The organism is Nocardia sp. CA-136227 (genome assembly GCF_050955695.1).
Taxonomy (GTDB): Bacteria; Actinomycetota; Actinomycetes; order Mycobacteriales; family Mycobacteriaceae; genus Nocardia.
Map to the genome: position 1 here is coordinate 1,880,777 of NZ_CP192081.1, position 24,678 is coordinate 1,905,454.

At 70.4% G+C, this 24,678-nt stretch carries 18 protein-coding genes; 11 read left to right on the forward strand and 7 right to left on the reverse strand.

The annotated features are described in order from the left end of the window. Positions 1 to 36 precede the first annotated feature (36 nt). The 4 genes from tig to clpX all read left to right on the forward strand — a co-directional run bounded on the left by tig (position 37) and on the right by clpX (position 4,576). Complete coding sequence (gene tig, locus ACQP06_RS08350) at positions 37 to 1,446, forward strand: trigger factor (RefSeq protein ID WP_433671696.1); 1,410 nt, start codon at positions 37 to 39, stop codon at positions 1,444 to 1,446. 236 nt (positions 1,447 to 1,682) lie between these two features. Continuing rightward, positions 1,683 to 2,273 (forward strand): ATP-dependent Clp protease proteolytic subunit, encoded by a 591-nt coding sequence (locus ACQP06_RS08355; RefSeq protein WP_357090243.1) that lies wholly within the window; start codon positions 1,683 to 1,685, stop codon positions 2,271 to 2,273. 37 nt (positions 2,274 to 2,310) lie between these two features. After that, complete coding sequence (locus ACQP06_RS08360) at positions 2,311 to 2,985, forward strand: ATP-dependent Clp protease proteolytic subunit (RefSeq protein WP_357090241.1); 675 nt, start codon at positions 2,311 to 2,313, stop codon at positions 2,983 to 2,985. Between the two features lie 310 nt (positions 2,986 to 3,295). After that, on the forward strand, positions 3,296 to 4,576 hold the full coding sequence (gene clpX / locus ACQP06_RS08365) for an ATP-dependent Clp protease ATP-binding subunit ClpX (RefSeq protein ID WP_357090239.1): 1,281 nt from the start codon (positions 3,296 to 3,298) through the stop codon (positions 4,574 to 4,576). A 336-nt stretch (positions 4,577 to 4,912) separates the two neighbouring features. Here the strand turns inward: clpX and ACQP06_RS08370 are convergent, their stop codons facing one another. From ACQP06_RS08370 to ACQP06_RS08385, 4 genes are all read right to left on the reverse strand, one after another. Continuing rightward, positions 4,913 to 5,455 (reverse strand): hypothetical protein, encoded by a 543-nt coding sequence (locus ACQP06_RS08370; RefSeq protein ID WP_433671698.1) that lies wholly within the window; start codon positions 5,453 to 5,455, stop codon positions 4,913 to 4,915. A 72-nt stretch (positions 5,456 to 5,527) separates the two neighbouring features. After that, positions 5,528 to 5,899 (reverse strand): nuclear transport factor 2 family protein, encoded by a 372-nt coding sequence (locus ACQP06_RS08375; protein WP_357090235.1) that lies wholly within the window; start codon positions 5,897 to 5,899, stop codon positions 5,528 to 5,530. Positions 5,900 to 6,001: 102 nt separating this feature from the next. Further along, positions 6,002 to 6,814 carry a formate dehydrogenase accessory sulfurtransferase FdhD gene (fdhD, locus tag ACQP06_RS08380; protein WP_433671700.1) on the reverse strand — a complete coding sequence of 271 codons (813 nt, stop codon included), beginning with the start codon at positions 6,812 to 6,814 and terminating at the stop codon, positions 6,002 to 6,004. A 13-nt stretch (positions 6,815 to 6,827) separates the two neighbouring features. Next, the gene (locus ACQP06_RS08385) at positions 6,828 to 9,131 is read right to left on the reverse strand and encodes an FdhF/YdeP family oxidoreductase (protein ID WP_433671702.1); all 2,304 of its coding nucleotides are present in this window, start codon (positions 9,129 to 9,131) and stop codon (positions 6,828 to 6,830) included. Between the two features lie 1,145 nt (positions 9,132 to 10,276). Between ACQP06_RS08385 and ACQP06_RS08390 the strand changes: the two genes are divergently transcribed. The 4 genes from ACQP06_RS08390 to ACQP06_RS08405 all read left to right on the forward strand — a co-directional run bounded on the left by ACQP06_RS08390 (position 10,277) and on the right by ACQP06_RS08405 (position 17,674). Further along, positions 10,277 to 10,654 carry a hypothetical protein gene (locus ACQP06_RS08390; protein WP_433671704.1) on the forward strand — a complete coding sequence of 126 codons (378 nt, stop codon included), beginning with the start codon at positions 10,277 to 10,279 and terminating at the stop codon, positions 10,652 to 10,654. After that, on the forward strand, positions 10,651 to 12,279 hold the full coding sequence (locus ACQP06_RS08395; protein WP_433671706.1) for a hypothetical protein: 1,629 nt from the start codon (positions 10,651 to 10,653) through the stop codon (positions 12,277 to 12,279). Before ACQP06_RS08390 ends, ACQP06_RS08395 begins: the two co-directional genes overlap by 4 nt. After that, positions 12,276 to 14,441 (forward strand): protein kinase domain-containing protein, encoded by a 2,166-nt coding sequence (locus ACQP06_RS08400; protein ID WP_433671708.1) that lies wholly within the window; start codon positions 12,276 to 12,278, stop codon positions 14,439 to 14,441. Before ACQP06_RS08395 ends, ACQP06_RS08400 begins: the two co-directional genes overlap by 4 nt. Positions 14,442 to 14,572: 131 nt before the next feature. Continuing rightward, a complete protein-coding gene (locus ACQP06_RS08405; protein WP_433671709.1) occupies positions 14,573 to 17,674 on the forward strand; it encodes an FAD-dependent oxidoreductase in 3,102 nt (1,033 codons plus the stop codon). 3 nt (positions 17,675 to 17,677) lie between these two features. Here the strand turns inward: ACQP06_RS08405 and ACQP06_RS08410 are convergent, their stop codons facing one another. Further along, positions 17,678 to 19,093: an FHA domain-containing protein gene (locus tag ACQP06_RS08410; protein ID WP_433671711.1), complete on the reverse strand. Its 1,416-nt coding sequence runs from the start codon at positions 19,091 to 19,093 to the stop codon at positions 17,678 to 17,680. 242 nt (positions 19,094 to 19,335) lie between these two features. Here ACQP06_RS08410 and ACQP06_RS08415 point away from each other — a divergent pair, with 242 nt between their 5' ends. Continuing rightward, on the forward strand, positions 19,336 to 19,746 hold the full coding sequence (locus ACQP06_RS08415) for a hypothetical protein (RefSeq protein ID WP_433671713.1): 411 nt from the start codon (positions 19,336 to 19,338) through the stop codon (positions 19,744 to 19,746). A 102-nt stretch (positions 19,747 to 19,848) separates the two neighbouring features. Here ACQP06_RS08415 and ACQP06_RS08420 read toward each other — a convergent pair whose 3' ends face one another. Continuing rightward, positions 19,849 to 21,387, reverse strand: coding sequence for a glycerol-3-phosphate dehydrogenase/oxidase (locus ACQP06_RS08420; RefSeq protein WP_433671714.1), 1,539 nt, complete (start codon positions 21,385 to 21,387; stop codon positions 19,849 to 19,851). 38 nt (positions 21,388 to 21,425) lie between these two features. Further along, the gene (locus ACQP06_RS08425) at positions 21,426 to 22,028 is read right to left on the reverse strand and encodes a TetR/AcrR family transcriptional regulator (RefSeq protein ID WP_433671715.1); all 603 of its coding nucleotides are present in this window, start codon (positions 22,026 to 22,028) and stop codon (positions 21,426 to 21,428) included. Between the two features lie 128 nt (positions 22,029 to 22,156). Between ACQP06_RS08425 and ACQP06_RS08430 the strand changes: the two genes are divergently transcribed. Continuing rightward, entirely contained in the window at positions 22,157 to 23,725 is a 1,569-nt protein-coding gene (locus ACQP06_RS08430; RefSeq protein ID WP_433673270.1) for an FAD-binding oxidoreductase, read from the forward strand. Then, positions 23,722 to 24,648, forward strand: a complete 927-nt coding sequence (locus ACQP06_RS08435; RefSeq protein ID WP_433671716.1) for a diacylglycerol/lipid kinase family protein — start codon at positions 23,722 to 23,724, stop codon at positions 24,646 to 24,648. Before ACQP06_RS08430 ends, ACQP06_RS08435 begins: the two co-directional genes overlap by 4 nt. The last annotated feature ends 30 nt before the right edge of the window (positions 24,649 to 24,678 follow it).

A 24,678-nucleotide genomic window follows, 5' to 3' on the forward strand; every position in this document is an offset into this window, starting at 1 on the left:
GACGTCAACCATGAACAACGAACAAGGAGCATGTCCGTGAAGAGCACCGTCGAGCAGCTGAGCCCGACTCGGGTCCGCATCAATGTCGAGGTGCCCTTCGAGGAGCTCAAGCCGGACTTCGACCGCGCCTACAAGGCTCTCGCGCAGCAGATCCGTATCCCCGGCTTCCGTCCGGGCAAGGCGCCGGCCAAGCTTCTCGAGGCCCGTGTCGGCCGTGGCGCCGTGCTGGAGCAGGTCGTCAACGACGTGCTGCCCAAGCGCTACAGCGAAGCCGTGATCGAGACCGAGGTGAAGGTCATCGGTCAGCCGGAGATCGAGATCACCAAGATCGAGGACGGCCAGGAGCTGGCCTTCACCGCCGAGGTCGACATCCGCCCGGAGATCACCCTGCCGGACTTCTCGGCCGTCGCCGTCACCGTCGACCCGATCGAGATCACCGACGCCGACATCGACGAGCAGCTGCAGTCGCTGCGTCAGCGCTTCGGCACCCTGACCGCGGTCGAGCGGGCCATCGAGAACGGTGACTTCGTCTCCATCGACCTGTCCGCCACCGTCGACGGCGAGGCCGTCGAGGAGGCCTCCACCACCGGCCTGTCCCACGAGGTCGGCTCCGGCCAGCTCATCGAGGGCCTGGACGAGACCCTGATCGGCCTCAAGGAGAGCGAGTCCAAGGACTTCACCTCCAAGCTGGTCGCCGGTGAGCACGCGGGCAAGGAAGCCGTCATCACCGTGACCGTGCAGTCGGTCAAGGAGCGCGAGCTGCCCGAGGCCGACGACGAGTTCGCCCAGCTGGCCAGCGAGTTCGACACCATCGACGAGCTGAAGGAAGACCTCAAGACCCGCGTCGAGCGCGTCAAGAAGGTCACCCAGGCCGGCGAGATCCGCGACAAGGTGCTCGAGCAGCTGCTCGAGACCGTCGAGATCCCGCTGCCCGAGGGCGTCGTCAAGGCCGAGATCGACGCCGTCGAGCACGACGCCGTCCACGGCTTCGACCACGACGAGGCCAAGCTGGCCGAGGCGCTCGAGGCGCAGGGCTCCTCGCTCGAGGAGTTCAAGGCCGACACCAAGCAGGCCGCCGAGAAGTCGGTCAAGACCCAGCTGCTGCTGGACGCCGTCGCCGAGGCCGAGAACACCCAGGTCGGCCAGGACGAGCTGTACGAGCGGATCATCTTCCAGGCGCAGCGCTACGGCATGAGCCCGGACCAGTTCATCCAGCAGATCCAGCAGGCCGGCCAGCTCGGCGCCGTCTTCGCCGACGTGCGTCGCGGCAAGGCCCTCGCCGGTGTCGTGGTCCAGGCCGCCGTCACCGACACCGCCGGCAACACCGTGGACACCGCCGAGATGTTCGGCAACCCGGCCGACGAGGCCGAGGAGGTCTCCGCCGAGGAGCTGGCGACCGTCGCCGACGCCACCGAGGCCGCCGAGGCCGAGGCCGAGGCCAAGTAAGAATTTCATCGCACCCCTGTGTACGGGGGTTCTCGGGGTGACACCCCCGAGAACCCCCGTACACCGGAACGCGAAGCGTTGACGTAAGTTTGCGCTGTGAGCGAAGCAGGGCGGTACCGGGAGTTCGGTGCCGCCCTGCTTCGTTAGGGTTTGTGTCAGCGAATCAGTAGGGGCTTGTTAACCGAGCCGTTGAGAGAGGGCAGGTATCCGTGACAATTCATCAGGCAGGGGTGCGCATGACATCCGCGACTGCTGGTCTGAACCTCAGTGATTCGGTGTACGAGCGCCTGCTGCGCGAGCGCATCATCTTCCTGGGCACTCAGGTCGACGACGACATCGCCAACAAGCTGTGCGCGCAGATCCTGCTGCTGACGGCCGAGGACCCGACCAAGGACATCTCGCTCTACATCAACTCCCCGGGTGGTTCGGTGACCGCCGGCATGGCCATCTACGACACCATGCAGTTCGCCGAATGCGACATCCGGACCGTCGGCATGGGTCTGGCCGCCTCCATGGGCCAGTTCCTGCTCGCCGCGGGCACCAAGGGCAAGCGCTACGCGCTGCCGCACGCGCGGATCATGATGCACCAGCCGTCGGCCGGTCTCGGTGGTTCGGCCGCCGACATCGCCATCCAGGCCGAGCAGTTCGCCTACACCAAGCGTGAGCTGAACGAGCTGCAGTCCCAGCACACCGGCAAGTCCATCGAGCAGGTCACCGCCGATGCCGACCGCGACCGCTGGTTCACCGCCGCAGAGGCGCTCGACTACGGCTTCATCGACCATGTGGTCACCCACGCCAGCCAGGCGAACGGCAGCAGCAGCAAGTAGTTCCGCAGCCCACCACACAGACTTTGGAGAGACGTTTATGTCCAACATGATCGATCCGCGGGCCGCGGGCATCACTTTCGCCGCCGCCGGTAACCTGCCGCAGTCGCGCTACATCCTGCCGCAGTTCACCGAGCAGACCAGCTTCGGCGTCAAGACCTCGGACCCGTACAACAAGCTGTTCGAGGAGCGAATCATCTTCCTGGGCAACCAGGTCGACGATGTCTCCGCCAACGACATCATGGCGCAGCTGCTGGTGCTCGAGTCCCAGGACCCGGACCGCGACATCACCATGTACATCAACTCGCCCGGCGGCTCGTTCACCGCGCTGATGGCCATCTACGACACCATGCAGTACGTGCGCGCCGACGTCGCCACCGTCTGCCTGGGCCAGGCCGCCTCGGCCGCCGCGGTCATCCTCGCGGCCGGCGCCCCCGGCAAGCGCGCCGCGCTGCCCAACGCCCGCATCCTGATCCACCAGCCGTCCACCTCGGGCGGCATCCAGGGCCAGGTCTCCGACCTCGAGATCCAGGCCGCCGAGATCGAGCGCATGCGTCGCCTCATGGAGACCACGCTGGCTCGCCACACCGGCAAGGACTCGGACGTCATCCGCAAGGACACCGACCGCGACAAGATCCTCACCGCCGAAGAGGCGAAGGGCTACGGGATCGTGGACACGGTGTTCGAGTACCGCAAGCTCAGCGCCCAGAAGTGAGCTGGGCGGGTGGCGGGGTCGCGGCGTGCCGCGAACGTCCCCGCCACCCGGGCAGAGGTGAGTCCACGCACATGTCCGGCGAGAAACGTGCCCAAGTTGTCGACCTCGGTCACGCGAAACGGGTACGGTCACTCTAGGGACCTTTGCTCGTGGTTGTCGGCTCTGCTCTTCGTTCGAAATCAGGTTTGGATAGACAGCCGAATCGCCGGATCCGCAAAATCAGGGGTCGCGGCATACGCTCGAAGAAGGCAGCTCGCCGACAACCGGGGACAGACGGTTGCACGCGGACAAGGAAGTAGGGACCCAGGAGATGGCGCGCATCGGTGATGGCGGCGATCTGTTGAAGTGCTCGTTCTGCGGAAAGAGCCAGAAGCAGGTCAAGAAGCTCATTGCGGGACCGGGGGTGTACATCTGCGACGAGTGCATCGACCTGTGCAACGAGATCATCGAGGAAGAGCTCGCCGAATCCAGCGAGGTCAAGCTCGACGAACTCCCCAAGCCCGCGGAAATCCGGGACTTCCTGGAGCAGTACGTGATCGGGCAGGATTCCGCGAAGCGGACGCTCGCGGTGGCGGTCTACAACCACTACAAGCGCATTCAGGCGGGCGACAAGGGCCGCGACTCCCGGGGTGAACCGGTCGAGTTGGCCAAGTCCAACATCCTGATGCTCGGCCCCACCGGCTGTGGCAAGACCTACCTGGCACAGACGCTGGCGAAGATGCTGAACGTGCCGTTCGCCATCGCCGACGCCACCGCGCTGACCGAGGCCGGCTACGTCGGTGAGGATGTCGAGAACATCCTGCTCAAGCTGATCCAGGCCGCCGACTACGACGTCAAGCGCGCCGAGACGGGCATCATCTACATCGACGAGGTCGACAAGATCGCCCGCAAGTCGGAGAACCCGTCCATCACCCGCGACGTCTCCGGTGAGGGCGTGCAGCAGGCGCTGCTGAAGATCCTGGAAGGCACCCAGGCCTCGGTGCCGCCGCAGGGCGGCCGCAAGCACCCGCATCAGGAATTCATCCAGATCGACACCACGAATGTGCTGTTCATCGTGGCGGGCGCGTTCGCCGGCCTGGAGCGCATCGTGCAGGACCGGGTCGGCAAGCGCGGCATCGGTTTCGGCGCGGAGGTCCGGTCCAAGGCCGAGATCGACACCGCCGACCACTTCGCCGAGGTCATGCCCGAGGATCTGATCAAGTTCGGTCTGATCCCCGAGTTCATCGGCCGTCTGCCCGTCGTCGCCTCGGTCACCAACCTGGACAAGGAATCCCTGGTCCGGATTCTGGCCGAGCCGAAGAACGCCCTGGTGAAGCAGTACGTGCGCCTGTTCGAGATGGACGGCGTGGATCTGGAGTTCACCCAGGACGCCCTGGAAGCCGTTGCGGATCAGGCGATCCTGCGTGGCACCGGCGCCCGCGGTCTGCGCGCCATCATGGAGGAAGTCCTCCTCCCGGTCATGTACGACATCCCCAGCCGGGATGACGTGGCCAAGGTGGTCGTCAACGCCGACACGGTGAACGACAATGTGCTGCCGACCATCGTGCCGCGCAAGCGCTCGGCCCCCGAGCGCCGCGAGAAGTCGGCGTAGCCCGACCCGAACGACACCGGCTCCGCGAGATTCCTCTCGCGGAGCCGGCTCTTTTGTGCCGTTGTGGTTCGGTCGGCGGAGAAGTCGTCGTAGGTCGCTGCGCCGGGCGCTGACCAGCCGCCGTGCGCGAACCCGACCGACAGTTCGTTGGTGTTCTGCTGTGGGCTCCGTCCGTTTCCGGATAGCCGTGGAGTCGGTGACGGTCGGGGTGAGCCGACTGTGCCCGTGTCGAGAATCGCCGTTGATCCTCCGTGGTTCGCCGTTGAACCTTTACTCCGCTACTCCGAAAATCGGTGCGTTCGGGTCACCTGTTACGACGACGCGACCACGGAGAATTCATCGCTGGGCGGTATTGCCGCGGCGGGGGAATTTGAACGTGAAGGGGGCCGGTTCCGGGACCGGGAACCGCTCACGCGGGGCTACCAGCAGGACGGCCAGGGCGAGCGCCGGGAGCAGCAGGGCCGCGAAGAGCGACAGGCCGTAGCTGAGGCCGCTGAGCGCGTCCGGCCGGTGGAAGGCGTGGTACAGGAAATGCGGGAGGCCGAAGACCAGCCAGCCCAGTCCGGAGACCCGGGCGATGACGCTGTCGCGGTAGTAGAGCGCGGCGGCGGAGACGGCGCCCAGCGCGAGGAAGAAGGCCCCCACGTCGGCGGCCAGGTGATGGTTGTAGGGCCCGTCGGCGCGCACCCAGCGCAGCCCGAATCCCGGATAGCTGTCGTAGAACGATTCCGGGGCGATCACCGCCCACAGTCCGGTGACCAGGCCGGTCGCGGTGAGCACCCCCAGCATGATGAGCAGGGCGATCCAGCGCCGCCGGTTGATCTCCAGCCGCATACTGATCCGCACCCCGTCACCGGTGCCGCGCAACGAGATCCGCACAGGCCCTCCCACCCTCGCCGAATCACTGTGCTGTCACCGTAATTCGGGCGGGGGTGAGGGGCAAGCCTGTGGCTAGATCTGCTCCATCTTCAGGTCGTCCTGACCCCAGTAGGCGCGCATCTTGATGATCTTGCCTTCGTCGTTCAGCTCCATCACGTCGATGGGCGCCAGGGTCATGCGGTGCCCGTTGGACACGGTGACCAGGGTGAAGTGGGCCGCGACGTGGTTGCCGGCCACCTTGACGGTGTGCAGCTCGGTCTCGCGCTCGAGGTTCTCCAGCGCCTTGTACAGCTCGCCGATGGCCTCGTGGCCACGACGTTCGGGGCTGCCGATCGGGTCCTCGATCACGGCGTCCTCGGCGTACAGGTCGAGGATCGCCGAGGTCGGGCCGGTCGCGACCAGCTTCACGTACTGCTCCACGACATCCCGGGGCTGCGCTGCCATAGGGGTTCTCCCATCAGAATTGAAACGTGTTCTATTGCGGAGACTAGCAGCCGGAGCGGCGGAAAGGACCCCGCTGCCTCACCCTGTGGAACACCGCGGGCATCACAGTGCGATGCGGTCCTCGCCGGTGTAGACGTTCATGGTTTCACCGCGCAGGAAACCGACCAGGGTCAGGCCGGAATCGGCGGCCAGATCCACCGCCAGCGAGCTGGGGGCCGACACCGCGCCCAGTACCGGAATGCCCGCCATGACGGCCTTCTGGACCAGCTCGAAGGAGGCGCGGCCACTCACCATGAGGATGAGATCGCTTGCGGGGAGCCGATTCTCGCGCAAGGCCCAGCCGACCAGCTTGTCCACGGCATTGTGCCGGCCGATGTCCTCGCGCACCGCCACGGCCTCGCCGTCGGCGGTGAACAGGCCCGCGCCGTGCAGGCCGCCGGTGGCATCGAAAACCTGCTGGCGGGAACGGAGTTCGGCCGGGAGCTTGGCGAGGGTGTGCACATCGATGCGGGGCGCGCCCGCCGGGATCTCGTGGCGGATACGGGTCCGGACCTCGTCCAGGGCCGTCTTCCCGCACAGGCCGCACGAGCTGTTGGTCAGGAACGGCCTGGGCTGGATCGGCACCGGATTCCGCAGCTGGACGTCGAGGACGTTGTAGGTGTTCTGCCCGTTCTCGTCGGTGCCCGCGCAGTAGCGGGCGCTGACGATGTCCTCAGCGGTGTCGATGACACCCTCGGCGTAGAGGAAGCCGTGCACCAGATCGATGTCCGCGCCCGGCGTCCGCATGGTGACCGTCAGTGACTGCCCGCCGGTGCGGATCTCCAGGGGCTCCTCGACGGCCAGGGTGTCCGGCCGGGTGATGGTGCCGTGCGGGGAGATGCGTAGCGTGCGGCGGCGTGCGGTGACTCGGCTCATGCGGGGCCCCGGTTCATGCGGTGACGTGGGTGTGCGGTTCGAAACGGATGGTGACGGCCTTGGAGACGGGCGTGTTCGAGCGTTTCGCCACGTGGTCCAGGGGGATCAGGGGGTTGGTCTCCGGATAGTAGGCGGCGGCATTGCCGCGCGGGGTCGGGTAGCCGACCAGCCGGAACCCGGCGACGCTGCGCTCGCTGCCGTCCTCGAACTCGGAGACGACGTCCACCAGGTCGCCCTCGGCGAATCCGAGCGCGGTGATGTCGGCGGGGTTGACCAGCACCACCCGGCGGCCGTTGTGGATGCCGCGGTAGCGGTCGTCGAGGCCGTAAATGGTGGTGTTGTACTGGTCGTGGCTGCGCAGGGTCTGCAGGATGAGGCGGCCCGCGGGGACGGGCAGCCAGTGCAGGTCGTTGACCGCGAAATTGGCCTTGCCGGTGGCGGTGCGGAACTCGCGGGCGTCGCGCGGCGGGTGCGGCAGCTGGAATCCATTGCGGCCGCGCACCTTCGCGTTGTAGTCGGCGCAGCCGGGCACGACCTGCGCGATGGCGTCGCGGATCCGGTCGTAGTCGCGGCGGAACGCGCCCCACGGGACCTCGTGCTCGGGTCCGAACAGCTCCTGGGCGAGCTCGCACACGATGGCGACCTCGCTGCGCAGCTGATCGCTGACCGGGGTCAGGCGGCCGGTCGACAGGTGCACCATGGACATGGAGTCCTCGACCGAAACCTGTTGGCGCACACCGTCCTGGACGTCCTCGTCGGTGCGGCCCAGCGTCGGCAGGATCAGCGCGGTGTGTCCGTGCACCACGTGGCTGCGGTTGAGTTTCGTCGAAACCTGCACGGTGAGAGCGCACGTGCGCAGCGCGGCCTCGGTGACCTCGGTGTCGGGGGTGGCGGAGACGAAATTGCCGCCCATGCCGAAGAACACCTTGCCGCGGCCGTCGCGCATGGCGCGGATGGCGTTCACGGTGTCGAAGCCGTGGGCGCGGGGGCTGGTGATGCCGAATTCGCGGTCCAGGGCGGCCAGGAAGGGTTCGGGCATCTTCTCCCAGATGCCCATGGTGCGGTCGCCCTGCACATTCGAGTGGCCGCGCACCGGGCACACGCCCGCGCCGGGCTTGCCGATCATGCCGCGCAGCAGCAGGAGATTGGTGGCCTCCTCGATGGTGGCGACGCCGTGCACCTGCTGGGTCAGGCCCATGGCCCAGCAGATGATGGTCGACTTCGACTCGGCCAGCAGCGCCGCGGTGCGGTCGAGGTCTTCGCGCGTCAGCCCGGTGGCTTCGACGACCGTGTCGAGATCGACGGCGCGCATGTGCTTCTCGTAGTCGGCGAAGCCCGCGGTGTGCGCGTCCACGAAGGCGCGGTCCACCACGGTGCCGGGCGCGCGGTCCTCGGCGTCGAACAGCAGCTTGGCCAGGCCCTGGAACAGGGCCATATCGCCGCCCAGGCGGATCTGCAGGAAGTCGTCGGCGATGCTGATGCCGCCGGTGAAGCCCTTGACGGTCTGCGGATCCTTGAAACCGATGAGGCCTGTCTCGGGCAGCGGGTTGACCGCGATCACGGTCGCGCCGTGCGCTTTCGCCTCACCCAGCGCCGACAGCATGCGCGGGTGATTGGTGCCCGGGTTCTGGCCGGCCACGATGATCAGGTCGGCCTTGGTGAAGTCGTCGATGGTGACCGAGCCCTTGCCGATGCCGATCGAGCTGACCAGGGCGGTGCCCGAGGACTCATGGCACATGTTCGAGCAGTCGGGCAGATTGTTGGTGCCGTAGGCGCGGACCAGCAGCTGGTAGAGGAACGCGGTCTCGTTGGCGGTGCGGCCGGAGGTGTAGAAGACGGCCTCGTCGGGGGAGTCCAGGCCGCGCAGGGCGTCGGCGATCAGGCGGTAGGCGTCGTCCCAGGCGATGGGGGAGTAGTGGGTGTCGCCCTCGCGCAGCACCATCGGATGGGTGAGGCGGCCCTGCTGGCCGAGCCAGTAGCCGGACTTGGCGGCCAGGTCGTCGACGGAGTGGGCGGCGAAGAACTCGGGGGTGACCGTGCGCAGGGTCGCCTCCTCGGCGACGGCCTTCGCGCCGTTCTCGCAGAACTCGGCGGGGCGACGCCGACCGGTCGGTTCCGGCCAGGCGCATCCCGGACAGTCGAAGCCGTGGCGCTGATTCACCCGGGCCAGCGTGCGCGCCGTGCGCACCACGCCCATCTCCTCGACCGCGCGCTCCAGTGCGACGGTGACCGCCTTGACTCCCGCGGCCTCGGTCTTCGGAGCGGTGACCTGGAGCGCGGACTCGTCGATATCGCTCACAGGCGCGGCTCGATGCATGGTGACGATTGTCCTCTCGGCGCGATGGAGCGTCCCAGTCGGTCATCGCCATCGTAGGGCGCGGTACCCGAGACCCAGCGGACCGGTCGGTCCCGAGTGTGAACGGGCGTGATCGCCACAGCGATAGACAGGGCGGCGGGGGCGCGGTTGGCCTTACCATCGAACAAGCGAGGTCACGCCGAATGAGTACTTCACTGAATTCCACTCGGCGTGCTGGTGGGGACCGGCACGCGAAACTGGCCCGCGCGGTGAGATTTTCACCCCGGACCTTACACCTTGTCCTCCTGCTCGCAGCGCTCCTGGCGCTCGGGCTCCCGGCCGGAATCGGTTGGGCCAACCCGGGAATCAGCGCCCCGGCGCCGATCACCACCACCGTCCCGCAGCCCGCACCCCAGGGCGGCCCGCCGGTGAAAGTCGCACCTACCACGACGAATCCACCGAGATGCGCCGTCGCCGAGAACTGCGGCGGTGACACCAAGAAGCAGCAGTGCGGCCACAGCTGTGACGACACGGGCACCCGCGACGGCTGCGGCACCGACTGCAACAAGCCCGTGTTATGCGATGACGGCACTCCGAAACCCCCGTCGGGCGTGTGCCCGTCGAAGAGAATCACGTACTGCTGGGACGGTTCGGTCCAGCCGCCGAGTGGCCAGTGCCCTGCACACCCGACCTGCCCGGATGGTACCCAGAAGCCCTCGACCGGGGACTGCCCGACGAAGTGTCCCGACGGTTCGACGAAGCCCGCGGGCGGGGAGTGTCCGACCAGGTGCCCGGACGGTTCCTGGAAGCCCGCGGGTGGGTCGTGTCCGACAACCGAGAGATGTTCGGACGGGACGACGAAGCCCGCCGGGAGCACCTGTCCGCCACCGGTGACATGCAAGGACGGTTCGACCAAACCCCCGAATCGTGACTGTCCCACCACGAATCCTCCGATCACGTGCTCGGACGGATCGGTCAAACCGGCGAACGGCGACTGCCCGACCACCCAGCCACCCAGATGTCCCGACGGTTCGGTCAAGCCCCCGAACGGTCAATGCGCCACCGGTGGCGGCAATCCGCCGCCCATCACCTCGGTGACGACCGCCGTACCGCCACCGCCGCCCACGACCACCACCACACCGCCGACTACCGAGACCAAGCCGCCTGTGGCTCCGCAGGTTTCCGGACTGCAGCTCAATCCGCCCGCGGTCCCGCCCGGCGCGCCCGTGGTGGCCAGTGGCAGCGGATGTGATCCCGGTGCGGCGGTGCGGCTTTCGATCGGCGGAGCAGCCGCGGCCGACACCACCGCCGGCGCGGACGGCGGGTTCCAGGCCACGCTCACCACCGGCGGGACCGAGATCGGTCAGCACCAAGTGACCGCTGAGTGCGGCAAGAAGCTGGCCGCGCCCCTGGACATCGTGCTGGTCAGTCAGGTCGGCGGCGGCGCGGCGACCATGACGGTGCTGGTGTTCTTCCTGCTCATCGGCGGCTGGTTCTACGGCCACCGGATGATCTCCCATCTCCCCGCACGGAGGCCCCGATGAACGAACGCACCGCACCGCCGCTCACCGCGCGCGGTGCCCGAAGCATGCGGGGACCGGGCCGGGCGGTGTACGCCGGGCTGGCCGCGGTCGTATTCGCCGTCGCCGTACTACTGTTCGTGGCCCCGCCCGCGAGCGCGGCGGGCGGGGTCAGCGCGACGGCCACGCTGGACGGGCGGGCCATCGGAGGCGCGGACGCCGGGAATCCGGTGCGCCTCGATCCCAAGAAGGTGTCCCTGGTCGTCGTCGAGGTGACCAACAAGTCGTCCGGTTCGGTGTCGATCCGGCGGGTCGACCTCGCCGGGCACGTGCTGGGACTGAACTTCTACTCCTATTCCACGACAGTCGAATTGACGGTGGGCGCGGGCAAGACCGAGAAACTCACCTACCGGCTGGATCCGGCCGGACTGGACGGGCAGGCGACCGGCTTGATCGGCTCCGACCTGACCCTCATCGGCCAGGACGGCAAGCCGTTGGCCGCCGTGCACACCGTCGTCGACGTGCGCGGGTCCCTGGCCTCGGTGTACGGACTGTTCGGGATCATCATCGCCGTCCTGACCGGTCTCGCCATCGCCGACGCGGCCTTGACGGTTGCGCGCCAACGGCTCTCGGCCAACCGCTGGCAGCGCGGGCTGCGGCTGCTCGCGCCCGGCATCGGCATCGGGCTGATGATCGGGTTCACCGGGTCGGTGGCCCGGTGGTGGGTGCCGGGGACCGTGCTGTGGTTGTCGCTGGCCGGGGTGCTCGCGGCCGTGTTCTTCCTGGCCGGATACCTCTCGCCCACGCCACGGCAATCCGATGACCTCGGGCTGGATCCCGAAGATCTCGCCGCCGCACAGGAACTCGATGCCCGCGGCTTCCCCGCCGGGTCCGGCTCGCCCCTCGGTATCGGAGCGCCTGTCGGGATCGGTGCGCCGCCGCGTGGAATGGGGGTGCCGTTCGGCGGCGGGCAGCCCGGGATGGGCGCGCCGCAGGCGAGTGGCGCGCCGATGCCGTTCCCCGGCCCGCCCGAGCCGGAGCACCAGGCCGCGCCGGCGGGCCCGAATCCGCCCTACGGCGGCACGTTCCGCGACCTGCGGCCGGTCGGGCCGGGCGGCACCTATCCCGACCTCGATATCCGGAACCAGACGTCCAGTGCGGCAACGGAATTCGTGCCCTATGGGCCCGCAGGGTCAGGCACGGCGGCGCAGCCCGGACCGGGTGCCTCGCAGGGGCCGATGCGTGTCTTCCCGGGCGGCCCCGCCCCGGCGCCCACGCCCGATCCCGCCGCGTTCCAGAGCGGTGAGACGACCCGCATCTCGAAGTCAGGATTCGGCGGCGCGTATCCGGGCGGCGGGCCACTGGCCTCCGCCATGCTGCCCGACACCGGCGAAAACGCCACCACCACGGTGCATTCCCCGCAGTCGGGTGGGCGACCGGAGGTCGGAGCCGAGACGCTGCTGCCGTCGGGCTGGGCGCCCGCTGTCGGCGAGCCCGGTGGCGGGGCGAGTCCGGCCGGAACCGGTGAGCAGACCGCCGGGTATCCGGCGGGTGTGCAACGACCGGGCACGTCCGATCCCGACGACGAGCCGACGCTACGCAGTGATCCCGGTGGGACCGGATTCCGGTCGGAGGGCGCGGGGAGATGAGCGCGGGGAATCTCAGCGACGCCGATGTGGCGCGTGTGCGGGCCGCGCTGCCCGGGTACGAGATCGGCGGGCAGATCGGGCGCGGCGGATGCGGGGTGGTGCTGGCGGGGGTGCATCGCGGACTGCACCGGCGGGTCGCCATCAAACAGATCCCGCCGCACTTCGCCGACGATATGCAGGTGCGGCGGCGCTTCGTCGACGAGGCGCGGGTGATGGCGGCGCTCGACCACCCGCACGTGGTGCCGGTCTACGACTACATCGAACACGACGACCTGTGCCTGCTGGTCCTCGAATACCTGCCCGGCGGGACCGTCGAGAACCGGTTCATCACCGCGGGATTCGAGGCCACCGCCGCGGTCGCGGTCGCGCTGTCCTGCGCGGCCGGGTTGGACGCCGCGCACCGCAGCGGCATCCTGCACCGCGACGTCAAACCCTCCAACCTGATGTTCGCCGCCAACGGGGCGCTCAAACTCACCGACTTCGGCATCGCCAAGATCGTCGGCGGCGAGGACACCCTGGTCACCAAGGCGGGCGAGATCATCGGGACCCCCTCCTACATCGCCCCCGAACAGGTTCGCGGCCAAGGGCTCTCCCCGGCCACCGACGTCTACGCCCTCGCCACCATGCTCTACCAGCTCCTCTCCGGCGTCCTGCCCTTTTCGACCGGATCCGACGCGCTGGCCCTGCTCTTCGCCCACGCCTACTCCGACCCCGTCCCCCTCACCGAGGTCGCCCCCTTCATCCCCCACCCCATCGCCGAGGCCGTCATGCGCGGCCTCGCCTCCGACCCGGCCGAACGCTACGACACCGCCGAGACCTTCGGCATCGCCATCGCCGAAACCGCCGCCCACTTCTGGGGCACGAATTGGCTCACCCCCGTGGGCATCCCGGTCATCGGCGCCGACACGATCGTCGCCGCGGCCACGGGCACCCCGCGCTCGGGCCCGGGCCCCTTCACCCCACCCCCGATGCGCGGCCCCCAGGGACCGTTCACCCCGCAGCCAGGCCCCCGGATGCCCACCGGCCCGGGGACGCGAACCGGGCCGGGAACCATGCCGCCGGGCGCGCGCACCCGGGATGCCGGATTCGGTCCGATAACCCCTGGGCCGCAACCTGTCCGATCGCAGCGGCTGCCCGACGCCACTCGTGCGGCAACTCCCGCCGATCGACGCTCGGCGCCGACGATGCGGGCGGGGCAGGGCCCAGGACCCGCGCCCGGCGGGGCTCCTCCCTCAGGTCATGGTGGGCCGAGGCCCGGGGGACCGGTTCCCGGGCCGGGAGGTGGCGGAAGGAGAGACGAACGCGGGGCCGCGGGTCTCGGGTTCGGGCCGACCCAGCCGATGGAGCGGGTTCGGCCCCGGGAGCCGATTCAGCACGGCGGGGTGCGGTTGGTGGAGGTGGCGCGGGCGGATCTGGTGCCGGTGCAGCAGGTGGTGACCTTGCCGTCGCCGCGGGTTCCGTTCCTGGTGGCGGGGCTGCTGGCGGTGGTGACCGGCGGGGCCGCGGTGCTCGGGATCGGGGCCGTCGGGCGGGAGGCGCCGCCGGTGGGGATGGTGCGGATCGGCGGGGTCGATCCGGCAGCCGAGACGGTGGTGCTGGATCTGTCCAAGCCGGTGCCGATCACGGTGTCGGGTGGGTCGGCCGATGGCGCGAAGCTGTCGGTGAATGTGCTCGGGCTGCGGGCCGGAGGCGAGGAGACGACGCTGGCCGGAGGCGCGGGGGAGGCGGCCGCGCCGGTGAACCGGTATGTCCTCGCCGGACGGCTGACCGGGGAATTGTCATTGTCCCGCAATGGGTCCGAGACGGCCGCCTATCGGTTCGGGGTGCGGACACAGCAGCCCGCGACCACCACGGCCACCGGGGTCGGGCTGGCGTTGCTGCTGTTGTTCGCGGCGGCCTACGCCGAATCGAACGCGCGGACGCTGCGACGCGGGAGCGCCCGGTTCGCGTCGACCGTCGGGCTGGCCATCAGTATGGGACTGCTGGGGGTGGCCGCCGTCGGCGCGGCGTGGGTGCTGCTCGGGCGGGAACCCACCCCGCTCGGCGTGATCGCCTGTGCCGCAGGCGGTGCGGTGACGGGACTGGCGCTCGCGACCGGGTGCAGACGGGTTGGGAAACGGTACCGCTACGTGCGGGTGCAGCGACTACGGGAGCGCGCCTGAAAATCGCGGTTCGCCGCGAACAGGTTCGGATGCGGGACACCGCGCCTCGACGGTAATGGTGAGCCCGGAAATCGGCGATACAAGCACGAGCGCGGCGCGATCGGCGGCCGCGCAGGGGAAGGGGTGGGAGCATGGCTGGTCGGCCGGTCATCGAGATCCGCGAATGGGGACGGCCCGCGCGGCGGCGCATGCTGGACGGGCCCATCGTGTTCGGACGCGACGGCAGCCACGAGGTGCTCGCCGACGGCGGGGTGTCCCGGCAGCACCTGCGGCTGGTGCCCACACCGACCGCGCTGTCCGTGGTCGACCTGGGGAGCCGCAACGGCACCACCGTCAACGGGGTGGCGTTGACCGGGCGGCGCGAACTGATGACCGGCGACGTGGTGCGGCTGGGACGCTGCGAGATCCTGGTGCTGCACATGCCCACCGCCGAACCCGACGGCTTCGACGGATCCGAGACCGTACTCGGGCCCTCCAGCGTGATTCCCCGGCCACCCGGCGCGGAACCCACCCCGCCGCCCGGCTGGGTGGCGGTCGCCAACCGGGTCCTCGGCCTCGACCCGACCGGACAGCGGAACCTGTTCCCCGCCTTCACCGAACTGCCCAGCCGGATCCCGCTGCGGGTCTGGCAGGGCGTGCGCGTGCTGAGCATCACCGCGTACCTGGCCTTGATCGTCACGCTGTTCGTGCGGCCGGCGGGCGGGCTGTTCGTCTTCTTCAAGATCGTGGTGCCGCTGCTGCCCGGGCTGTTCCTGATCGCACCGGGGTTGTGGCGCAACACCTGTCCGCTCGCCGCCACCAATCAGCTGCCCCGGCTGCTGCGCTTCACCCGCGGGGCCACCGCACCGGCCTGGTTGCAGCAGCGCGGGTATCTGATCGCGGTCGCCCTGTTCTTCGGCATCGCCGGATCCCGGGTGGCCGGACTCGATCGCAGCGGAATCGCCACGGGCATAGTGCTTTCCACGGTGCTGCTGGCCGCGTTCACCGGTGGCATCGCGTTCAAGGGAAAGAGCGGGTGGTGCTCCAGCATCTGCCCGCTGTTCCCGTTGCAGCGCGCCTACGGGCAGACGCCGTTCGTCACCATCGCCAACAATCACTGTCAGCCGTGCCTGGGCTGCGCCAAGAACTGCTTCGACTTCAAACCGCGCGCCGCCTACCAAGCCGATATGGCCGACCCGGATCCCGGCTGGAGCGCGCCGCGCAAACTGTTCGCCGCCGCGCTGCCCGGATTCGTCCTCGGATTCATGGTGCTGGCCGGGTATCCGGGTGTCGCTGTGCCGCAACGGTATCTGGCGCTGGGGGCGGCCGTGCTGGTCGCGGTGGGCGTCTACTTCGCGGTCGAGGCGCTGACCGGGGTGAGCGCGGCCGTGCTGTCGGCGGTGTACGCGGCCATCGCGTTGAACGGCTTCTACTGGTTCGCGGGGCCGGTGCTGCTCGGGGCGTTCACCACCGTCACCGGTGCCGGGGGAGTGGCCTGGCTGCGGTGGCCGATCAGTCTGTTCGTCCTGGCGGCGACGTTGCTGTTCCTGGCGCGTACCCGGGTCAGCGAACTCCAGTACGCGCTCACCACCGGGGCGCGCACCGAACCCGTGCTGCTGCCGTTCCCGCGCCCGCGCGAGGCCGAGAAGGCAACGGCTCCCGGCGCTTCGGTGGAGTTCGACGGCCGCACCGTGGCCGCCGAGATCGGTGTCAGCCTGCTCGACCTGGCCGAGAAGGCGAACCTGCCGCTGGAGTCGGGCTGCCGCATGGGCGTCTGCGGCGCGGACCCGGTCGCCATCCTCGAGGGCGGCGAGAAACTGTGCGCACCGACCGGCGACGAGCAGAACACCCTGCGCCGACTGGGATTCGCCGACAACACCCGCATGGCCTGCTGCGCGCGGATCAACGAAGGCGGCGTGCGCGTCTCGCTCACCCCGCAGCCCGGCCGCGCCACCGGCGACCGGCCCGCCCACTTCGACCGCTCCCTGGTGAGCCTGGTCGTCATCGGCACCGGCATCGCGGGCGTCACCGCCGCCGACTTCCTGCGCCGCGGCCACCCCGACTGCGAGATCCACCTGATCGGGCGGGAATCCCACGACTTCTACAACCGCATGGGCATCTCCCGGCTCATCCCCGGCCGCTCCGCCATGCAGGGGCTTTATCTGCAACCCGAGCAGTGGTACGAGGACCACCGGATCACACCGTGGCTGAATACCCTTGTCACACACCTGGATCCGCGTGCACAACGAGTGCACCTCGGCACCGGCGATGTGCTGCCCTACGACCGGCTGATCCTCGCCACCGGCGCGTCCGCCGCGCTGCCCGAGATCGAGGGCCTGCACCGGCCGGGCAGCTTCGTGCTTCGGGAAGCCGGGGACGCGCTCGACATTCGGGCCTATGCCCAGCAGCGGTCCTGCACCCGTGCCGTGGTCGCGGGCGGCGGCCTGCTCGGGCTCGAGGCCGCGTACGCGCTGCATCAGCTGGGTTTACGGGTCACCGTGCTGGAGCGCGGTTCCCGGCTGCTGAGCAAGCAGCTCGACGCGCGCGCCTCCGCCATGGTCGCCGACCACCTCACCCGGGCGCGGATCGAAGTCCGGTACCGGGCCGAAACAGCCGCGCTGACAGGCGATTCCGGTCCCGGTGGACCCGGCGGCCCGGGTGGATCCGCGGTCGACCGGCACCGGGCGGACCCCGTTCGCGGTGTCGTTCTGAAAGACGGCACCGTGCTGCCCTGCGAGGTCTTCCTCACCGCCACCGGTATCAAACCCAATACCGACCTGGCCGTGCGCGCCGGAATCCCTTGCCGTCGCGGCATTCTCGTGGACGACCGGATGCGTACCGCCGCGCCCAACGTGTACGCCGCCGGCGACGTCGCCGAACACCGCGACCGCGTCCTCGGCCTGTGGCCCATCGCGGCCGAACAGGCGCAGGCCGCCGCCGTCAACGCGCTCGGCGGACAGCAGGTGCTCACCGCGGAGACGCCGGCCACCATCCTCAAGGGCGTCGGACTGGAACTGTTCGGCATCGGCCGGGTCGAACCCGAGCAGCACGACGAGGTGATCGTCGTCGACGGGTCGCCGCGGCCCTCCTACCGGCGCCTGATCCTGTCCCAGGGCCGGGTGGTCGGCGCGATCGTCCTCGGCCACCACCCGACCGATGTGGCCGCCGCCCAGCAGGCCGTCCGCGCCCGCCTCGCGATCCCGCCGAACGCGCGCGACGCCCTCCAACGCGGGGACTGGTCAGCGCTGCAATGAGATTCACGCCGTGCGGTAGGTGAGCACCCGCTCGCCGATCCGCAGGCTCCAGCCCGCCTTCAACTCCATCGGCTGCTGACCCACCCGAACCCAGTCCGCCGCACCCGGCGCCGCCACATAGGTGCCGCCCGGTGTGCCCGCGTCCCGCACGAACACCTGGCCCTTCTCGACGAACACGCGCGCGTGCACCCGGGACACGTGGCGATCGCGCGCGATCACGATGGGCGAGGCCACCGCCCGCCGCACCGCCTCGTCGATCATCGGGTCGCGCCCGATCACATACGGGCGATCCAGCGGATAGGTCTCACCCTCCGCGCTCGTGAGCGACGCGCCCGGACCCGCCAGCGTGGACGTGGACGGCGGAGTGCCCGCCGCCCGCGTCTCGGCGACCTCGGGCTCCGAGACATAGGCGGCCGTCGGCGGCTGATCCTCCGGATCCGGCCGATCGTCCCGCCGCTCGGCGGGCTGCGACGGGGCCGCGGGCTTCTTCGTCATATCCGGGCCACCGGCTCGCGGAGTCGTCGCCGCGTTCCGGGGATGCACCGGCCCCGCCTTGGGCATCGAATCGGCCGCCGACGGGGAAACCGCCTGTCCGCGATCGGCTTCCGCGCCCGCCGAGGGGGCGGGGGTGAAGCCGGTCTGCGACTGCGTGGGTGTGACCCGTCGGGTCACCTCCGCATTCGCCTCGGAACCTGGCCCCTGCGCGTGCGGGGTGGGTGGCGCGGCGGCGTGCTGGGTGGGAGGCGGTGTGGACCCGCGCTGGATGGCAGGGCTCGACGCCGAGGCGGGACCGGACGCGACGACCGGACCTGACGGGTGTTGTGTCGCCGGGCCGGATTTGGCCAGGGGCCGCTGATCGGGGGCGCGGTTCTGCGGGGGAGCGGAGTCCTGTGCGGGAGCGTGCGCCGCCTTCGCGGGTGAGTCGCCGCCGCGCTGGGAAGGAAGTCCGGAGATGGGCGCGTGCAGGACTACGCCGCCGCCGGGCACGACGCCCGCGCGCAGGTCGCTGTGCGGGGTCTCGCCGGTCGCGCGGTCGGCGGACAGGGTGAGACGGCGGATCGGGTCCTGAATGATCTCGTCGGCCCAGGTCATGGCCCGTTGACCGGAGAGGACGCGGTGGCCCTCGGGGCCGTCGACGGTGGCGCTGACCGAGCCGCGCAGCAGGATCAGGATGCCGCCCGCGGTGGGGGCGACCACCCCGAAGGCCGGGGGCTGGGCGGTGCTGCTGGTGAAGACGGTGGCGGCCAGGCGCTGGGCGATGGCCATGCCGGGGTCGGCCGCGTTCGCGGCGGTCTCGGCCGCGCCGAGGATGCGGTCCGTGGACGGGCTCTCGCCGTGCAGGACGATCACCACGTTTCCGAACCGGGCGACCAGCCCGGCCCCAGGTATCACCCCGACCGTCGTCGGAATCCGACCCATCCGCGCCTCCCTCTGCCCGCGCCTCTCCCCGCGCTCGGAACATCGCAGCCAAGCATATGACCGTTCCACACTCGTGCATATGGCCGGACCACAGCCGCGTATCCGGCAGGTCCACAAGCCGATCGCGGCGACACGTGATCGGCGGATTGCGACAATGCGGCACGAAGCGGCAATCCGGGGGCCAGGATCGAGGCATCGTGCCGGGGCATTCGGCTCCGGCGGCACCCGATGAGGACCGAACCATGACGGGCTCGATCATCAGGACCACCACCGCCTCGGCGGCCACCCTCGCCACCGTCGCCGCGCTCGCCGCACTGGCCGCTCCCGCCGAGGCCACCGGCACCCGGGTCGGCATCGATCCGGGCATCAGCTTCGGCCCCGCCACCAACTACGGGACCGGTTGCTCCTATGACATCGACGGGATCGTCGACGACCCGGTCACCCCGGTCGTGTTCTACGACAACAGCGTTCCCTTCGCCGTCGCCAACCCCTCCGGCTCGCTGGCACAGGCCCGCTGGACGCCCACCACGCCCGGACCGCACCGCCTCCAGATCTGGCAGCGCCATGCCGATTCCCCGGATGTGTTCCCCTACGTCGACATCCAGGTGGGCACCGGACTGCCGACGGGCTCGGGCTGCGCCGTCACCGGCTGATCGCCGCGCTGTGCCTGCCTGCTGCTCGCGCCCATGCGGCACGTCCAAGAGAAACGCCTCGTATGGGCGGACAGCGGAGACGTGCCGGACGGCGGCTTTGGATTACAGGAAGGCGGCCAGCGCGGCCGGTTCGGCGGCCTTGCGGTCGGTGTCGACCAGCCCGATCCGGGTCCGGCGGTCGAGCAGATCGGATTCGTCCAGCGCGCCCTCATGGCTGACCGCGTAAGCGAATTCGGCCCCGGTGACATCCATGCCGGGGGCGACCTCCGCCGCCAGCGTCGGATGCCGGCGCGACAATTCCAGCACCGCGGCCGCCTCGCTGCCGTAGCGCTCGACCAGCCGCGGCGGGGCCTCGATGGCGTCGCGTTCCGCACCGGAGACCGCGCCCACCAGCGGCAGCGCGCGAGTGCGGCACGGCGCGGCGGCGAGCCGCGCGTGCCCGACGGCCGCGTCCACCGCGTCCTCGGCCATCTTCCGGTAGGTGGTGAGCTTGCCGCCGACCACGGTGATCACGCCGGTGGGGGAGGTCAGCACCGCGTGCTCGCGGGAGATGTCGGCGGTGCTGTCGTCGCCGGTGCGCAGCAGCGGCCGCAGGCCAGCGAAGCTGCCGCGGATATCGCTGCGGCGCAACGGCTCCCGCAGCACGGTGTTGACGGTGTCGAGCAGGAAGTCGATCTCGCCGTCGGTGGCGTGCGGGACGTCCGGCACCGGGCCGGGCGCCTCCTCGTCGGTAAGGCCCAGGTACACGCGGTTGTGCGCGGCCGGGAACGCGAAGATGAAACGGCTGGTGCTGCCGGGGATCGGCACGGTCAGTGAGGCGGTCAGGCCGCCGAACGCGGCCGCGTCGAACACCAGGTGGGTGCCGCGCGAGGGCCGCAACTCGATGCTCGGATCCACCTGATCGGCCCACACGCCGGTGGCGTTCACCACCGAACGCGCTGTCACGGACAGGGTTTCACCGGTCAGCGTGTCCCGCAGCGTGGCCGAGGTGCCGGTGACGTCGACGGCCTCGACCCGGGTCAGCACCGTCGCGCCCTCCCGTGCCGCGGTGCGGGCGATGGCCACCACCAATCGCGCGTCGTCGACCAGTTGCCCGTCCCAGGCCAGCAATCCGCCGCGCAGCCCGGACCGCCGCACCGTCGGGGCCAGCCGCAGCGCCTCCGCGGCCGCCACCCGTCGCGAGCGCGGCAGCACCGAGGCCGGGGTCCCGGCGGTCCGGCGCAGCACGTCACCGGCCAGGAATCCGGTGCGCACCAGCAGTTTCTGCGCCGTGCCGATGCTCGGCAGCAGCGGCACCACCTGCGGCAGGGCGCGGGTCAGGTGCGGGGCGGTGCGGGTGAGCAGGATGTCGCGTTCGACCGCGCTCTCGTGCGCGATCCCGACGCCGCCGCTGGCCAGGTACCGCAGCCCGCCGTGCACCAGCTTGGAGCTCCAGCGGCTGGTGCCGAACGCGAAGTCGTGCTTCTCCACCAGGACCGTGCGCAGCCCGCGCGCGGCCGCGTCCAGGGCCACACCGACACCGGTGATGCCACCGCCGATCACCAGCATGTCGATCGCGGACCCGTCGCCCAGCGCGGTCAGCTCCCGCTGCCGCCGCTCGCGATTGAGCGCGGAATGGGACGGAGCCGGATTGCTGGTCATGTCAGGGCCTTTCGGTGCGGTGTCGATCGCCGGACGCGTTATCGCGGTCCGGAGTCGCCGGGGGCGGGTGCGAGGTAGCCGTGCAGGGCGTGGGTCAGTTCGGCGTCGAGGTGGTCGCTGTCGACCACCACGGCGAAGGCGGACGCGGACTGGACCGCGGATTGGGCGATGAGCAGGAGCATGGCGGCCAGGTGTGCCGGATCGCCGTCGCGAATCGAGTTGTCGGCCTGGCCTTCCCGGATGCCTCCGGCGAACAGGTCGATGAGGGCGCGCTGGTTGCGGCCCAGGCGTTCGAAGACGTAGGTCTGCATGACGTCGGCGTCGGCGCGGAAGATCTTGGCGAACAGCGGGTTCCGCCGGATCATGGAGCCGCCGCCGACGATCGCGCCGACCAGGCGTTCCCGGGCGGTGCCGGTGCTGGGGGCGGTGTCGGCGACGATCTCGCGCAGTTCCCGCACCAGCAGGTCGGCCACCAGGGAACCGGTGTCGGGCCAGCGCCGGTACACGGTGGGCCGGCTGACGCCCGCGCGGCGGGCCACCTCGGTCAGGGTGGTGCGCCGGACGCCGAATTCGGCCACGCAGGCGCGCGCCGCGTCCAGGATCGCCCGGTCGACGGCGGAAGATGGTTCGGTAGAGCTCATGGTTGCCACCATGGGAGAGTAGTTGCCGTTACTGCTTGACATTCTATGTCACACTGTAACGCATGGTCGACACACAAGCAGCTTCCGCATCCACTGCGAACCCGGGCGAGCCGCAGGTCCGCCCGAGTATGGTGTGGGACGCCTGGGGCTCCCCGGCCGGACACAAACCACTGTCCGAGCAGATCCGGGGACTGCTCACGCAGGTTTTCGGGGTGTCCGGCGAGCCGGTGACCCGTCGCGATGAGGGCGACGTGCCGCTGCGCGCCTCCGCACTCACCCCGGACCAGCACGCCGGGCTCGTCGCGGTGGTCGGAGCCGAGCACCTCTCCATCGACCACCGCGACCGGCTGCTCCGCGCCGGCGGCAAATCCACCCCAGACCTGCTGCGCCGCCGCGCCGACGGGGAACAGGACGCGCCCGACGCCGTCGTCTTCCCCGCCGATCACGACCAGGTCCTCGCGGTCCTGAAGTACTGCGCCGCCAACGCCATCGCGGTCGTCCCCTTCGGCGGCGGCACCAGCGTCGTCGGCGGCCTCGACCCCGCGCGCGGCGGCTTCGGCGCCGTCCTCGCCCTCGACCTGCGCCGCCTCGACACCCTCACCGACGTCGACCCGATCAGCGGCACCGCCACCCTCGGCGCGGGCCTGTCCGGTCCGCAGGCCGAGGAACTGCTCGCCCGCCACGGCCTGTCGCTCGGCCACTTCCCGCAGAGCTTCGAATACGCCACCATCGGCGGCTTCGCGGCCACCCGGTCCTCGGGCCAGGCCTCCGCCGGGTACGGGCGCTTCGACGACATGATCCAGCGCTTCCGGATCGCCACCCCCGCGGGCGATCTCGACCTGGGCCGCGCCCCCGCCTCCGCCGCCGGACCCGATCTGCGCGAACTGTTCTCCGGCTCCGAGGGCGCGCTCGGCATCATCACCGAGGTCACCCTGCGCGTGCACCCGGTCCCCGAGACCACCGGCTACCAGGCCTGGTCCTTCCCCGACTTCGCCACCGGCGCCAACGCCCTGCGCGCGGTCATCCAGGGCGGGGCCGCCCCGACCGTCATGCGGCTGTCCGACGAGGCCGAGACCGGCCTGAACCTGGCTCGCGCCGGGGACATCGGCGGCGCGGCCGTCGGCGGCTGCCTCGCCGTCACCACCTTCGAGGGCACCGCCGCGCACGTGACCGCCCGCAGCGCCGAGGCCGCCGCCCTGCTGGCCGCCGCCGGCGGCACCGCGCTGGGCGAGGGCCCGGCCAAGGAATGGGAGCACGGCCGCTTCGCCGCCCCCTATCTGCGGGACGCGCTGCTGGACGTGGGCGTGCTGTGCGAGACCCTGGAAACCGCCACCACCTGGAGCAATCTCGCCAACCTGAAGGAGCGGGTGACCGCGGCGCTGGTCGAGGCGCTCGGCCAGCCGGCCCTGGTCATGTGCCACATCTCGCACACCTACCCGACCGGCGCGTCGCTGTACTTCACCATCGTCGCCAAGCAGGCCGAGGACCCGATCGCGGGCTGGGCCGTGGCCAAGAAGGCCGCGGGCGACGCCATCGTGGCCGCCGGCGGCACCATCACCCACCATCACGCCATCGGCGCGGATCACCGCCCGTGGATGACCGACGAGATCGGTGACCTGGGCGTCCAGGTGCTGCGCGCGGTGAAGAACACCGTCGACCCCACCGGAATCCTCAACCCTGGGAAGCTGATTCCGTGAGAACCATCCGCTCCATCGCCCTGGTGACCAACCCGCTGTCCGGGCACGGCAAGGGCGCCATGGTCGCTGTCGAGGCGGCCAACCGGTTCGCCGAGTTCGGCGTCCAGGTCACCGAGATCCTCGGCGACTCCGCCGCCGACAGCGAGCGGCTGGTCCGCAAGGCCCTGGCCGACCCGGACGCCCGCCCCGACGCCGTCGTCGCCGCGGGCGGCGACGGCCTGGTCGGCGTCGTGCTGCAGGCCCTGGTCGGCACCGGCATCCCGCTGGGCCTGATCCCGGGCGGCACCGGCAACGACCTGGCCCGCGAACTCGGCGTCCCCGACGACACCGCCGCCGCGGTGGCCACCATCCTGGACGGGCGCACCCGCGCCATCGATCTCGGCACCGTCGAGACCGAGGAGTCCGGCCGGGCCATCTGGTTCGCCACGGTCACCGGCACCGGCCTCGACGCGCGGGTCACCCTGCGCGCCAACGCCTTGCGCTGGCCCAACGGCCCGATGCGCTACACCGTCGCCGCTCTGCTCGAACTCGCGGGCAAGCTCGCGGTGCCCTACCGCATCGAACTGACCGGTTCCCCCGACCACCCGGACGGCACGGTCCTCGAACTCGACGCGGTCATGGTGGCGGTCGGCAACACCCGCACCTACGGGGGCGGCATGCTCATCACCCCCGACGCGCGGATCGACGACGGCCTGCTCGACCTCACCGTCGTCGGCGCCATGTCCCGCCTGGAAATGCTGCGCCTGCTCCCGACCCTGTCCTCCGGCAAGCGCATCGACCACCCGGCCGCGGTCCAGTACCAGGCCCGTGAGATCCGTCTCACCGCCCCCGGCGCACCCGCCACCGCGGACGGCGACCCGGCCGGTCTCCTCCCGGCGCTCTTCCGCGCCCACCCCGGCGTACTGGACGTCCTCGTCCCCTGAGTCGTCCACATTGGTGCCCCACGTCGAAAG